At 35.1% G+C, this 13086-nt stretch carries 14 protein-coding genes, 1 other RNA gene and 1 other annotated feature; of the genes, 3 read left to right on the top strand and 12 right to left on the bottom strand.

Features of this window, described 5'->3' with window-relative positions; translation table 11 throughout:
* Window positions 1-49 precede the first annotated feature (49 nt).
* The 3 genes from BKP56_RS08055 to gshAB are packed head-to-tail and all read right to left on the bottom strand — an operon-like array spanning window position 50 to window position 3900.
* Window positions 50-391 carry a hypothetical protein gene (locus BKP56_RS08055; RefSeq protein WP_072694584.1) on the bottom strand — a complete coding sequence of 114 codons (342 nt, stop codon included), beginning with the start codon at window positions 389-391 and terminating at the stop codon, window positions 50-52.
* Window positions 392-434: 43 nt separating this feature from the next.
* Window positions 435-1583, bottom strand: coding sequence for a cysteine desulfurase family protein (locus tag BKP56_RS08050; RefSeq protein ID WP_072694583.1), 1149 nt, complete (start codon window positions 1581-1583; stop codon window positions 435-437).
* 37 nt (window positions 1584-1620) lie between these two features.
* The gene (gshAB, locus tag BKP56_RS08045) at window positions 1621-3900 is read right to left on the bottom strand and encodes a bifunctional glutamate--cysteine ligase GshA/glutathione synthetase GshB (RefSeq protein WP_072694582.1); all 2280 of its coding nucleotides are present in this window, start codon (window positions 3898-3900) and stop codon (window positions 1621-1623) included.
* A 187-nt stretch (window positions 3901-4087) separates the two neighbouring features.
* Here gshAB and BKP56_RS08040 point away from each other — a divergent pair, with 187 nt between their 5' ends.
* The 3 genes from BKP56_RS08040 (at window position 4088) to BKP56_RS08030 (ending at window position 6241) form a co-directional block, all read left to right on the top strand.
* On the top strand, window positions 4088-5350 hold the full coding sequence (locus BKP56_RS08040) for a replication-associated recombination protein A (RefSeq protein WP_072694581.1): 1263 nt from the start codon (window positions 4088-4090) through the stop codon (window positions 5348-5350).
* A gap of 99 nt (window positions 5351-5449) precedes the next feature.
* A non-coding RNA gene (gene ssrS / locus BKP56_RS08035) (6S RNA) lies at window positions 5450-5640 on the top strand.
* Between the two features lie 139 nt (window positions 5641-5779).
* Window positions 5780-6241, top strand: a complete 462-nt coding sequence (locus BKP56_RS08030) for a universal stress protein (RefSeq protein ID WP_072694580.1) — start codon at window positions 5780-5782, stop codon at window positions 6239-6241.
* Between the two features lie 54 nt (window positions 6242-6295).
* Here the strand turns inward: BKP56_RS08030 and BKP56_RS08025 are convergent, their stop codons facing one another.
* From BKP56_RS08025 to mreC, 9 genes are all read right to left on the bottom strand, one after another.
* Window positions 6296-7483: an acetate/propionate family kinase gene (locus BKP56_RS08025; protein WP_072694579.1), complete on the bottom strand. Its 1188-nt coding sequence runs from the start codon at window positions 7481-7483 to the stop codon at window positions 6296-6298.
* A 21-nt stretch (window positions 7484-7504) separates the two neighbouring features.
* Complete coding sequence (locus tag BKP56_RS08020) at window positions 7505-8524, bottom strand: class I SAM-dependent methyltransferase (RefSeq protein WP_072694578.1); 1020 nt, start codon at window positions 8522-8524, stop codon at window positions 7505-7507.
* Window positions 8525-8840: 316 nt separating this feature from the next.
* Window positions 8841-9116, bottom strand: coding sequence for a 50S ribosomal protein L27 (gene rpmA / locus BKP56_RS08015; protein WP_269466211.1), 276 nt, complete (start codon window positions 9114-9116; stop codon window positions 8841-8843).
* Between the two features lie 8 nt (window positions 9117-9124).
* Window positions 9125-9484 carry a ribosomal-processing cysteine protease Prp gene (locus BKP56_RS08010; protein ID WP_072694576.1) on the bottom strand — a complete coding sequence of 120 codons (360 nt, stop codon included), beginning with the start codon at window positions 9482-9484 and terminating at the stop codon, window positions 9125-9127.
* A gap of 17 nt (window positions 9485-9501) precedes the next feature.
* The gene (rplU, locus tag BKP56_RS08005; RefSeq protein WP_072694575.1) at window positions 9502-9813 is read right to left on the bottom strand and encodes a 50S ribosomal protein L21; all 312 of its coding nucleotides are present in this window, start codon (window positions 9811-9813) and stop codon (window positions 9502-9504) included.
* 45 nt (window positions 9814-9858) lie between these two features.
* Window positions 9859-9934: a sequence feature (ribosomal protein L21 leader region), on the bottom strand.
* A gap of 55 nt (window positions 9935-9989) precedes the next feature.
* A complete protein-coding gene (gene minD / locus BKP56_RS08000) occupies window positions 9990-10778 on the bottom strand; it encodes a septum site-determining protein MinD (protein ID WP_072694574.1) in 789 nt (262 codons plus the stop codon).
* The gene (locus BKP56_RS07995; RefSeq protein WP_072694573.1) at window positions 10771-11460 is read right to left on the bottom strand and encodes a septum site-determining protein MinC; all 690 of its coding nucleotides are present in this window, start codon (window positions 11458-11460) and stop codon (window positions 10771-10773) included. Before BKP56_RS07995 ends, minD begins: the two co-directional genes overlap by 8 nt.
* Before the next feature lie 72 nt (window positions 11461-11532).
* Window positions 11533-12072 carry a rod shape-determining protein MreD gene (mreD, locus tag BKP56_RS07990; RefSeq protein ID WP_072694572.1) on the bottom strand — a complete coding sequence of 180 codons (540 nt, stop codon included), beginning with the start codon at window positions 12070-12072 and terminating at the stop codon, window positions 11533-11535.
* Entirely contained in the window at window positions 12072-12923 is an 852-nt protein-coding gene (gene mreC, locus BKP56_RS07985; protein ID WP_072694571.1) for a rod shape-determining protein MreC, read from the bottom strand. The genes mreD and mreC overlap by 1 nt, the downstream gene beginning before the upstream one ends.
* Between the last annotated feature and the right edge of the window lie 163 nt (window positions 12924-13086).

Here is a 13086-nt window from a genome sequence, read left to right as displayed (position 1 = left end):
CAAGTTGTATTAAGGTCTTTTAATACAACTTGATCCCATTATAGTCTTTTTATGCTCTTTCTAAAACATTTTCTTCTAAAAATGTATTGAATATTCCTTCTACCATTATCCTTGCTTGTTCCTGATTCTCATCTTTATAAATATCAATCTTTTTCAGTCCATTGTTGGAAACCGTTACGATTTTCAATTCACTTAAATCTTTGGAAATTGTAATTTTCAGCTTTGGCGCTGCTTTATCAGTGACAAGCCTACTTAGTGTTCTTTCATAAGTAAAGGATCCATTTTTATTTTCTAAAAACCCATGATCCTTTAATGTATATCGTTTTGCTTCTGAGCTAACTTTATATTTATCTTTACTCCCTAACAATCCATCCATCGGCTTTGTAGCCATAATAAAATTCCTCCTTTTTTGGTTTCATTTCAATTTAAGCTAATTACTTTAAACGTTTAATAATGTTTGAAAGTTCAATAACAACATTTTCGATGTCTTCTTCAGTTGTACCCAGTCCTAAACTGATCCGAACTGTTTCGCTTATAGCTGGATGATCTACTCCAAACATTGCACTCAAGACATGACTAGGATCCACGTTACCAGCTGTACAAGCTGAACCTGTGGAAACTGCAATTCCTGCCAAGTCTAAATGAATCAACAATCTTTCTGCATCGATTCCCTTCAAATGTAAACTAACTATATGCGGCAGTGATGAGTCATAGGATCCATTAATTTCTAAGTCTACTCCTGCTTGCTTAAGGTTGTTAACAAGTTTTTCTTTAAGCTTACGATAATAGGCATTACGCTGTTTTTTATCTTTCATCATCAATTCAACAGCTTTTTGAAAGCCAATAATTGCGGGGATATTTTCTGTTCCAGCTCTTCTTTTTGTTTCTTGTTCTCCGCCTAGTATTAGGCTGGGTAACTTAATATTTTCTCTGCAATATAAAAAACCGATCCCTTTTGGTCCACCTATTTTATGAGCTGATACTGATAAAAGATCAATATTCATTTCGTCAACATCAATATCTTGAGATCCATAAGATTGTACAGCATCAGTATGAAAAACAACTGCGGGATTGCTGTTTTTTAATATAGAACCAATTTCTGCTATGGGCATAATAGATCCTACTTCATTATTTCCAGACATAATGGATACTAAGATCGTATCATTTCTTAAAGCTGCTTTTACTTGTTCTGCGCTAACAAATCCATCTTTATCTGCTGGCAAGTAAGTCACATCAAAACCCTTTGATTCAAGGTATTTCATAGGTTTTAATACCGCTTCATGCTCGATATTCGTTGTAATAATATGTTTTCCTAAAGATTCATATTTTTCTGCCGTTTTTAAAATGGCTGTATTATCACTTTCAGAACCACCACTGGTAATGATGATTTCATTTGATTTTGCGTGAATACTCCTTGCAAAAATAGCTCTTGCTTCATCCAAGTATCCTCTGCTTTTTCTTCCAAATTGATGGATACTAGAAGCATTTCCAAAAGTAGTCTGCATTGCTTCGCTCATAACTTCTATTACTTCTGGGTACATGGGACTTGTAGCTGCATAATCTAAATATATTGTACTTTCCATCTCTCCACATTCTTTCTATATTCTTCCTGGTTTCGATTTAATACAATTCTGGAAATAGCATTTCTAAAATGTCTCTGGTCAATCTTCTACCTTTTCCTTCGGTGACAAAAGCATGCATATGCATAGCAGGATTGAAATTTGATTCAATTACAGTATAACCTGGATCCTCTGGAGTACTTGGTTTAGTGTAATCAGGAATAATCAGATCGATTCCTGTAACTTTCACTCCCAGTGGTACTGCCATTCTTGATGCAAGTTCTTTATAACTTGAATGCATTTTATCTGTATAATCTATTGAGTCTCCACCAGTTGAAATGTTTGAATTCTCTCTAAGGTAAACGATTTCTCCTGATTCAGGTACACTGTCGAATGTATATCCTTGTTCTTTTAAAGTCAATGCTTCAACATTACCAAATTTTATCTTTTCAAGAGGCGCTCTATGGTTTGTTCCTCTAAGCGGATCCATATTTTTTTGTTCAATCAGCTCTCTAACCGTCTGTCTGCCGTCTCCTTTTACGTTTGCCGGAACTCTATGCAGCACAGCTTTCACTTTTCCATCTAATATGAAAAAGCGATATTCCGTTCCAGTTGCAAATTCTTCAACTAGTATGGCTGTATCTTCTTTGAAAGCAATTTCCAGTGCTTCTTTAAAATCTTCTTCTTGAGGAGAGTTCTTAAATATCGAAATACCTAATCCATAGTTTGTTGATTTTGGTTTTACCACGACTGAACGATTCTTAAACTTATAATACGCTGCTGTTGCTTCTTCTAAAGATTGGAACTCTTCACCATCTGGAACATTAAAACCTTTACTCTTTAATATTTTTTTCGTTACCGTCTTATTTTCCATGATCCAGTGAGAAATATAGGTATCTTTGGCGGTCATGTTAGCATTTTTTACATATTCTTCATGACTTTTATACTGCAATTTCAAGAATTGATCATTTTCATCCAATACTTCTACTGTTATTCCTTTTTGAAGAGCATCAAACAGGAGTAACTGTGAAGACATCTCCATTCCTTCAAATCCATTTAGTAAATACGGTTTTTCCTTTGCTTCTTGCTTATACTGAGTACCAAGTTTTCGTCCTACTTTTAAATACTGATCGACTGAATCAATCTGTTGGGTCAATCGGGCTGCTAGTGTTTGAGATGGATCTTCTAAGGCCGCAATAGCCTGGTCAATGACTTCAAAGTATTCAGATTCGACTTTTAATTCACTAGCTATTGCCTGCATCTCTTGTAAAAGTTCCATTCCTTCTTGATAATAAGCTGATTTAGCAAATGGATCTTCTGAAGCTGTCTGTTCGTTTTTTTCTGTACCTTCTTTGATTGCTTCTTTTGCTTTTGAATCTTCTATCCAAATCATTAAAATAGAAAACAGATGAATGAAGCGAGCTTGTTCATTTGTAATTCCAAGCTTACTATAAGGATTTAAATCGAACAGACGAAATTCAACGTATTCAATTCCCGTATGATTTAACTGATCAATTTTTTTAGCGTTTCCTCTCAAACGTGCAGCACCATAAAACTCTCGCTCTTCACTTAATGTACCTTCAGCTACTAATTGTTCAATATCATTGACGTAGTGTGCAACCTCATCATATCTTACAATCACATCAGTTGAATTATGATATCCCATCGAGCTATTTCGCACGCTTCTAACTGGTTTTGTTAATGGTATCTCTTCTTTTGCTTGTTCAAAAAAAGAGTGATGTGCAAATGGCGCAGCACCATATAAATAAGTCAATATCCATTGATATCTCAAAAAATTTCTTGTTAATTTTAAATGCAGTTCATTTTTCACTTCTTTAATTGAGTCATGTTCTCTCTGATGCTCAAATATGCTTTTAACAAATTGTTCTGAAAAAGAAAAATTATAATGTATCCCACTGATCAGCTGCTTTTTCTTTCCATATTTTTCGGCAAGTTTTTCTCTATACTCAACTTCCTTCTGATCACGAACTCTTATGATTGGAATCTGTTCTGTTTCCGGAAGACAAGCTGGCATACTGAATGGCCAGATATATTCATCCGATTCAACGGACCGCTGTACAACATCATTCAATGCATTTAGCCATTTAAATGTTTCTTTTAAAGATTGCTCGGGGGGAGTAACCAATTCTAATTGAGCTTCACTAAAATCTGTTTGAATATACGGATGATAAGAACGATCCCCTAACAATTCTGGATGGTCCGTTAGAGCAAGCTTTTGATTGTCGTCTACACGTATACCTTCTTTTTCAATTCCGAAGGTACCTTCTAAAACTAATTTTTCAAGTTTATTTGTCTTGATTATATCTTTAATATTCATCATTATTCAAACCTCATCTTTGCTTTCTTGGAGCTGATTCAACTTACATATTATCACAAAGTCTCTCATTGAGACAGTATAAGATTACAGATATCTCTATAACGACATGCAAACTTATGTTCAAATAAATAGAGATTCATTTAATACCGTGTTATACTAAAGATAAGATTAACAGAAAGGAGTCCTTGATTTGAGTCAACCCCTTGCATATCGAATGCGGCCAACTTCTATTGATACGCTTGTTGGTCAGGAACATCTTGTTGGTGAAGGAAAAATTATCTGGCGAATGGTTGAAGCTAAAAGATTATCTTCAATGATTCTTTATGGCCCCCCTGGGATCGGGAAAACTAGTATAGCTAGTGCAATCGCCGGGTCAACTAAGTACGCTTTTCGTATGCTTAATGCTGCGACAGATACAAAAAAGGACTTACAAATTGTAGCTGAAGAAGCTAAAATGAGCGGAACAGTTATCTTACTTTTAGATGAAGTTCATCGTTTAGATAAACCAAAGCAAGATTTTCTTTTACCGCATCTTGAAAATGGTCGAATCATCATGATTGGAGCAACTACTGAAAATCCTTATATATCGATTCATCCAGCAATCAGAAGCCGCTCCCAAATATTCGAATTGTATCCTTTAACAGAATCTCAAATACAATCGGCACTACTTCGTGCAATCGATGATACAGAAAAAGGATTAGGACACTTAAAACTAAAAGTTGAAGAGCAAGCTTTGAAACATTTATCCAGAGGTACAAACGGTGACTTGAGAAGTGCTTTAAATGCACTGGAATTAGCAGCTGAATCAACCAAGCCTATTGCAGATAAAATGATTCATATTACACTTCCAGTCATTGAAGAATGTTTACAGCGAAAAGTTCTAACGCATGATAAAGATGGTGATGCGCATTACGATGTAATCTCTGCTTTCCAGAAATCTATTCGAGGTAGTGACGTGCATGGAGCTCTTCATTACCTAGCTCGATTACTTGAAGCAGGCGAGTTACAGATTGTCTGCAGGCGTTTAATGGTGACCGCATATGAAGATATAGGTCTAGCGAATCCTGCCGGGTCAGCTCGAGCTGTAACAGCTGTACAAGCCGCTGAGAAGCTCGGTTTGCCCGAAGCTCGTATTCCGTTAGCAAACGCAGTAATTGAATTATCACTCTCGCAAAAGTCAAACTCAGCCATAATTGCCGTAGATAAAGCTTTAAGTGATGTGCGTAATGGTAAAAGTGGTCAAGTACCTAATCACCTTAAAGATTCTCACTATAAAGGTGCAAAAGATCTTGATCGTGGAGTTTCTTATAAGTATCCTCATAATTTTCCCGGGTCATGGGTCAGTCAACAGTATCTACCAGACACACTAAAATCTGAAACTTATTATTTACCGAATCCTTCTAGTAAATTCGAAGAAGCATTAGCAAAACAGTATGAGAAATTTAATCTTTAAATAAAAAAACGTTTGCTACTAGTAAATATTGTTTAAATAGTCTCATAAAGCTAAGTCTCCTAATTGACAAATTCTATCTACCATGCTATTATAAGGATAAGATTTCTGAGGTGTACGCGGTGTCGACTAACTGTGTTGACCGAACATTTTTATTTTTGAATCGGGATTCTAAAAGGAAAATTTATGACATGCCTTATCACTTGGACGTCAGATGTTTTTCTGGTGAAGCCCACCTGCTATTGTGCGGGTTCAACCAAATACGACAATCAACCGGCACCATCGGATTTCTTGTACTTAGATGTTCAAACCACCCTGCTTTCGTAGGGTGGTTTTCTATTTTTTTATTTATATTTATTCCTTATTAGTGTATATTACTAAAGAATTTCTAGTATAATAACAGTAAGAAAACTATTTAAAGGAGTGGAAATTATGTTACAAGAATACAAAAGAATTTTAGTCGCAGTAGATGGCTCCCAAGAAGCGGAGAAGGCTTTTCGAAAAGCTGTTGAAGTAGCTAAACGTAATAATGCATCACTTGTACTTGCTCATGTTATTGACACTCGTGCTTATCAGTCATTTTCTACATTTGATGGCTCGATCGCTGACAACGCCCGGGAAGAAGCAAAAAATATTTTAGAAGAATATAAGGAATACGCTAAAAAAGAAGGATTATCTGAAGTTGAAGTAGTCTTAGAGTTTGGGTCTCCGAAAGTTATCATAGCTAAACAGATACCTGAATCAGAAAATATTGATTTAATTATGTTGGGAGCTACCGGTTTAAATGCAGTCGAAAGAATATTTGTAGGTTCTGTTTCTGAATACGTCATCCGCCATGCAAGATGCGATGTCATGGTTGTTAGAACAGATTTAAAAAATGAAACAATTAAATAAATAAAAAAAACATTCTCCAAGATTCTGGAGAATGTTTTTTTACGTTCAAATAGCTTATTTAAGTTTTTCTACATCACGAGCAATCATTACTTCTTCATCAGTTGGAACTAATAATACTTTGACTTTAGAATCTTCTTTAGAGATAAAGCGTTCTTTTCCACGTACATTATTCTTCTCAGGATCAAGTTCCGCTCCCAAGAACGTTAGACCGTTTATAATATTTTCACGTGTTTCTACACCATTTTCGCCAATTCCAGCTGTGAAAACTATTGCATCCACACCATTCATAGTAGCTGCATATGAACCAATATATTTTCTTACGCGATCTTCAAAGATACGTAATGCTAAAGCTGCATCTTCATTGGTAGCTTCAGCGTCTTCTAAATCACGCATATCACTAGAAATTCCAGAAAGACCTTTCAGACCTGACTCATTGTTTAGAATATAAACCATATCATTTATATTTTCTATTCCTTCTTTTTCCATCAAGAATGGAAGTAAAGAAGCATCAATATCTCCAGATCGAGTCCCCATTGTTACACCTGCTAATGGTGTGAATCCCATTGAAGTGTCAATTGATTTTCCACCTTCAACAGCTGTAACAGATGCACCATTTCCTAAGTGACACGTAATGATTTTTAAATCTTCAATTGGTTTTCCCAACATATCAGCAGCTCTTTCAGCTACATATTTATGACTAGTCCCATGAGCACCATATTTACGTGCATTATATTTTGTATAATACTCTTTAGGGATGCTGTACATATAATTCACTTTAGGCATTGTCTGATGGAATGAAGTATCAAAGACAGCTACACTTGTGATGTCTGGCAAAATTTTACGGAATGCTTTTATTCCTGTTGCATTGGCAGGGTTGTGTAATGGTGCAAACTCAGATAAGTCTTCAATTTGCTTAATAACTTCATCATTGACTAGTGCTGAATCATCAAATATCTCTCCACCTGCAACTACGCGATGTCCTACTCCGGTAATCTCATCAAAACTTTCAATAATATTTAGTTCAGTAAGTTGTTTTAATAACATTTCAACTGCTAATTCATGATCATTAATATCCAGTACATCTTCATATTTTTTACCTTCACCATATTTGATTGTGAAAATCGAATCGTTTAATCCAATACGTTCTACGATACCAGAAGCTAGTACTTTTTCTTCAGGCATTTCAAATAATTTCCATTTCAAGCTAGAGCTTCCAGCATTTATTGCGATTGTTTTAGTCATCCAAGTCTCTCCTCTTTGTTTTTAAAATAATTCTTTAAACTGGGTTTGTTTCCATTGATTAATTTCTTTTAGAAATTCCTGCATTGCTGCAATATTTTTGAAATCCGGTGTGTTAGCTAATAAAACTTCTTTGGCTTGGGTTGTATTTTCACCTTTTTTTTGTACAATCAAGATTGATTTTCTTGATTGTTCTGTTTTGAATATTTCTTTTGGAAGAGTGATCATTCCTTGGAAATGACCAGCTTTTTGAATATAGGTTAATAATGACGTAGCCTCTTCAGTTTCAAAAATATTCGCTGGAACAAGATAAAATCCAAAACCGCCATCTTTAAGATACCTCATTCCTTGTTCAATCATTAAATGATGAGTGTAAGAATGTCCAGAATCAAATGATGTTTCATAGCCGCTGGCTTGTTCGTCAAGGGGATAATAGCCTACAGGCAAATCAGATACGATGCTATCTGCTGGATCAATCAGTAAATTGCTCAAGGCATCTTGATGAGTTAAGTTAACGGTCAAATTTTGTAAAGCAGCACTTACAGCTGCCAGCGATAATAATAAATCATCATTATCAATACCTGATAAATGAATTAATCTATTATCTTTTTTTAAAAAATAATAGATTGTATAAAGCAGGTTCCCTGTTCCTGCAGATAAATCTAATAAATGGTACGTTGTTGTTTTAGGGGGCGCAATGGTCTCAACTATGTATGCCATAAGTGAACCGATTGAATCAGGTGTCATTTGATGGTTTGGTTGTACATAGTCTTCTCGCATTCCTTTTAAAATAGAAAGTTGAATCCCTTGTCTTACTTCGCTAGGAGATATTTCAGAAAGGTCAAGCTGTTCATATATACTGTTCAGTTGAATTTGGGTTTCTCTTGAAGGTTTTCCTTCCATTACCCGAACAGTCTTGTTATCTAATAAATTTTCTCCTGTTTCAATCAGTGCTTCCAGGTAGGAAATTTGTAATTCCTCTTTTAAAACCTGAGAAGATTGATCAAGTGTTTGGTAGACAGTTTCAATTTGATCTGTCGACACCTTTTGCCCACCTTTCTATATCACTCTGCGTCTATATTCAAAAAATGACTGATTGTGTATTGGAATCGAGAAAATAATTTTTACACAATCTGCCTATTTTAAAAAAACACATCGTTTATAAGCTGAAATATTAATCTCTTTAACATACTTATTCTAACTGATTATTATGGTTTTCTCAAGGAATTTAGAAATTCAGAAACATGAAAAAAGAATCAAGACGGGTTTTATAAAAAATCCGCTTGATTCTTAAAATAATTTCTAATTGTTTTGTACCTAATTTGCTGATGAAGATAAAATAATCCTTTATCTTACCATCTTAGTTAGCAACTGGATAAACAGAAACTTGTTTTTTATTTTTACCTTTACGTTCGAAGCGAACAACACCATCAACTTTTGCAAATAAAGTGTCATCTCCGCCTTTTCCAACGTTTTCTCCAGGATAAATTTTAGTACCGCGTTGACGATATAAAATTGAACCACCTGAAACAACTTGGCCATCACCACGTTTAGCGCCTAAACGCTTAGATTGTGAATCACGTCCGTTAGTAGTAGATCCGCCACCTTTTTTATGAGCGAATAACTGTAGATTCATTTTCAACATTAGAATGCACCTCCATTATTATGATTTTTTTGTTTGATTTTTATATAATCAGGGGACTCTTCCTGTACACTTTTGAGTGATAACAATAAACTTTCCAATAAAATCTGTGCAGTATGTGACTGCTTTTCTGACTGACCATCTGGAAGTTTCATAGAGAGATATCCTCCCTCTTCTTCATCGATGATAATAGAAGGCGACAGTCCTGCTAATTCTATTATGCTATTTACTGTACCAATACTAAGCGCTGAAACTGCAGCACATACAATATCCTGTCCATAAGGTCCAGACTCTGCATGTCCCGAAATCTCAATAGAAATGATTTCATTATTCTTCAAACGGTTAAACTGCGCTTGAATCATGTAAATCCTTCTTCCACTTATTTAGTTTTGATCGAATTGATCATAACTTTAGTGTATGGTTGACGATGTCCTTGTTTAGAATGAGAGTCTTTTCTACGACGATACTTAAACGTAACTACTTTTTTAGCACGTCCTTGTTTTTCAATCGTAGCTTCTACTGAAGCTCCCTCAACTGTTGGAGTTCCAACTACTGCGTTGTCTCCTCCAACAAACAATACTTCTTCAAAAGTAATAGAATCTCCAGCTTCTCCGATTAATTTCTCAACGTAGACTGCTTTTCCTTCTTCTACTTTAATTTGTTTACCACCAGTTTTGATGATTGCATACATGTTTGTTGCACCTCCTTATTTAGTAAAGCATTTCTATATGCTTTCTATTGCACTTAGACTCGCCGTTATGAGTGACTTATTCAGTGCTTCAAAACTCAAAAACGAGCGGTTGTAGCTGTGGTGCCTCACAAATACAACATTAGTATTTTACCAGAACGAATGTGCAACGTCAATCATTATTTATTGAATAACTTTTGCCAGAAAGATTTTTTTTCTTCTTTCAGAGTCATTAACGGTACTGTTTCTCCAAGAATTCTTCTTGCTATGTTTCTATAACCTTGTGATGAAATATTATCCGGATCTAATGCGACTGGATTACCTTTATTAGATGAGCGAACCACTTCATCATCTTCAAAAACAATACCTAGTAGTTCTACGGATAAATGTCTAGTGATTTCATCAATATCCATGACTTCACCTTTTTGCATCATGCGTTTTCTAATTCTATTGATAACCAGTTTCGGTGAGCCGATCTTAGTCTGTTCAACTAAACCTATAATTCTATCTGCATCTCTGATGGCGGATATTTCAGGTGTTGTGATCAGAATTGCATCATCTGCTGCTGCAATCGAATTTTTAAATCCTTGCTCTATACCAGCTGGGCAATCTATCAGAACATAATCATAGTCTTTGCTTAATTCAGCAACCAGTTCAATCATCTGCTCTTCATTTATTACATTCTTGTCAGCGTTTTGAGCAGCTGGCAGCAAGAACAATTGATCATTAAATCTTTTATCTTTAATAATTGCCTGATGTAATTTTGCCCGACCTTCTATCACGTCTACGATGTCATAAATGATTCTATTTTCTAGTCCTAAGATAACATCCAAATTCCTTAAACCAATATCCATATCTACTAAACAGATTTTTTTCCCTTGCAGAGCCAATGCTGTTCCAATATTAGCGGTTGAGGTTGTTTTTCCTACTCCGCCTTTCCCTGAAGTTATGACGATGGCTTTACCCATTAATTAATCCTCCTGTAACATTTCCTAATTCCGGTCTCAAATTTTTAATATCACTTAGTGGTGATATTCTCAAAATATGTAAATCATCTAGATAAACAACCTCAACTGTGGAAGAGCCCTCGCTCACTTTTGTATCTGGCTGTTCAATCACATGAACATGATCTACTATTCGTACTTGGGCATCATAAGAGAAATTCGCTACGACTACTGAATCTTTTTTTCCTTTTGCTCCAGCATGTGCCGTTCCTCTTAAATCACCTAAAATGAAGATGCTTCCTGTTGCTTTAACAATACCACCAGGATGTACGCTGCCTACAAGCAGCAAGTCTCCTTCAGCTTCAATAATCTGACCACTACGGACTGTGCTGATCTGTAACTTGGTGCTGACTTCATTGTGCCACTTCAATGCACTGTCTATAGTTACTACTTCAGCTTCGATATTTTTTACTTTAAGATGAGATTTTTCTTCAATCAATGTGATTGTTGCATTTTTTTCTTTATCTGTAAATAATTTGTTTCCAGTTTTTATAGTCAATTCGAGAGGTTTATCCGCCGTTGCTTCCTTCTTTAATGGTTCAATCAACTTAGATATTTCATCTAAGACTGTTTGAAAAGCAGCAGCTTGATCTACCAATAACTGAAATCCATCTTTTGTCCCTTTTAACGTTACAATCTTTTGCAAGCTCTTCACCTCTTTGTTAAAGACTGGAATATGATTACTCTAATTAGAGTAATCAATTTACGATCGAATTTTTTATTTTTTAAAACTGATCTCATCTTTTTGAACAATACTTTGAGTTATTTTATCAATAGGATAACCGATTATCAATGTAGCCAGTCCATTAAATAAAAGAGTAGCTCCTAGTCTTTCAAGTAAAAATTCTTGAGTAGACATTGATGTAATATTAATTGCCCGGTATACACCAAAAACAAAGAATTCTAGAGTGGTTACAACTATAATACTCAAGAGTAAATAGATAATCAAATTAGGCTGGAAAAAATTTCTGAATTGCAGAAGTACATATACGATCACAGTAAAAATGGCCATATAAATCCCTAAGTATCCAGTATAATAGCTGTCATAAACAAATCCCATCAATAAAGAGAGAATTATAATGTGACGAAAACTCAAATAAAAAGTTAGTATCAACAATACTAATAAGGTTAAGTGCGGAATGATCATCCCGATATTAGTATCAAATAACCCTTTTAGTTGTGCAACAAATACGCCATCTAATATCAGAGCAATTAAAAGCATGAGTAGCGGGTAGAGGATTTTTTTCCATTGACTCATCACTCTTCCCCGCTTTCAGCTGAACGATCAATTACTGTTACATATCGAATATGTTCAAAATCAGTTGCTGGTTTTAGATATACTTGTTGCGCAAGTCCATGATCATCCATTGTAACTTCATCAACTGTTCCGATCACAAGAGATCTAGGAATTGAACCGCCTAATCCAGAAGTAATCACTTGTTCTCCCTCCGTAATTTCAGCAGTTGATGTAATTTGTGTCATGATCAATCTATTTGTATCAGTATCATATCCCGTAATTAATCCATTGATCACTTCTTCCGATAAAATTTCTGCCGAAACCTGATTAGAAGATCCCTCAAGGTTAGTTAATAAAACTACTTTAGAGCTAGTAGGATCAGTTTCGCTGATTCTACCAATCAAACCATTTCCAGACATAACAGACATTCCCTTTTCAAGACCGTCCTGTTCACCTCTGTCAATGATAACCTGATCAACCCAAGAATCTGGATTTCTTGAAATAACTGTACCAGAGATAGTTTGAAAATCGGTAAGTGAATCTTTCAACTCTAATTCTTCTTGCATTCTTTCATTTTCATCTCGTAAGACAGCTACTTCAGCTTGTGTTTCATAGATACTGTCAATTTCTTTTTTCAATCGTTGATTTTCTTCAAAAGTATCTTGTAATTTATTGATTGAACCAAATACGTCACTAACTGCATTGACAGGTTTAGAAAAAACTCTACCTGTTACAGCTGTGATATCATTTGTAAATTGCTGAATAAAAGTCACTGAACCAGACTGGCTAAGTGATAAAGACAACAAAGAAACAAAAAGAATCACACTAACTAAAAGGACAATCATTTTTTTATTTGTAAAAAACTGATTCAATAGTCACACCTCTAATATTATAGCTCTGGTTATTCTACCATAATTTAAAGCAAAATCGTAGTGTATTCTAACCGAATACTAAAGCTTTACATAGCCTCTGTAGCGTCTGTTATCAATAAATAAGCGGGAAAGATAACCTCCCCGCCTCTTTATATTATTGAAT

The organism is Marinilactibacillus sp. 15R, from assembly GCF_001895285.1.
In the GTDB taxonomy this organism is placed as follows: domain Bacteria; phylum Bacillota; class Bacilli; order Lactobacillales; family Carnobacteriaceae_A; genus Marinilactibacillus; species Marinilactibacillus piezotolerans.
This window is presented reverse-complemented; position numbering and strand designations above follow the sequence as displayed.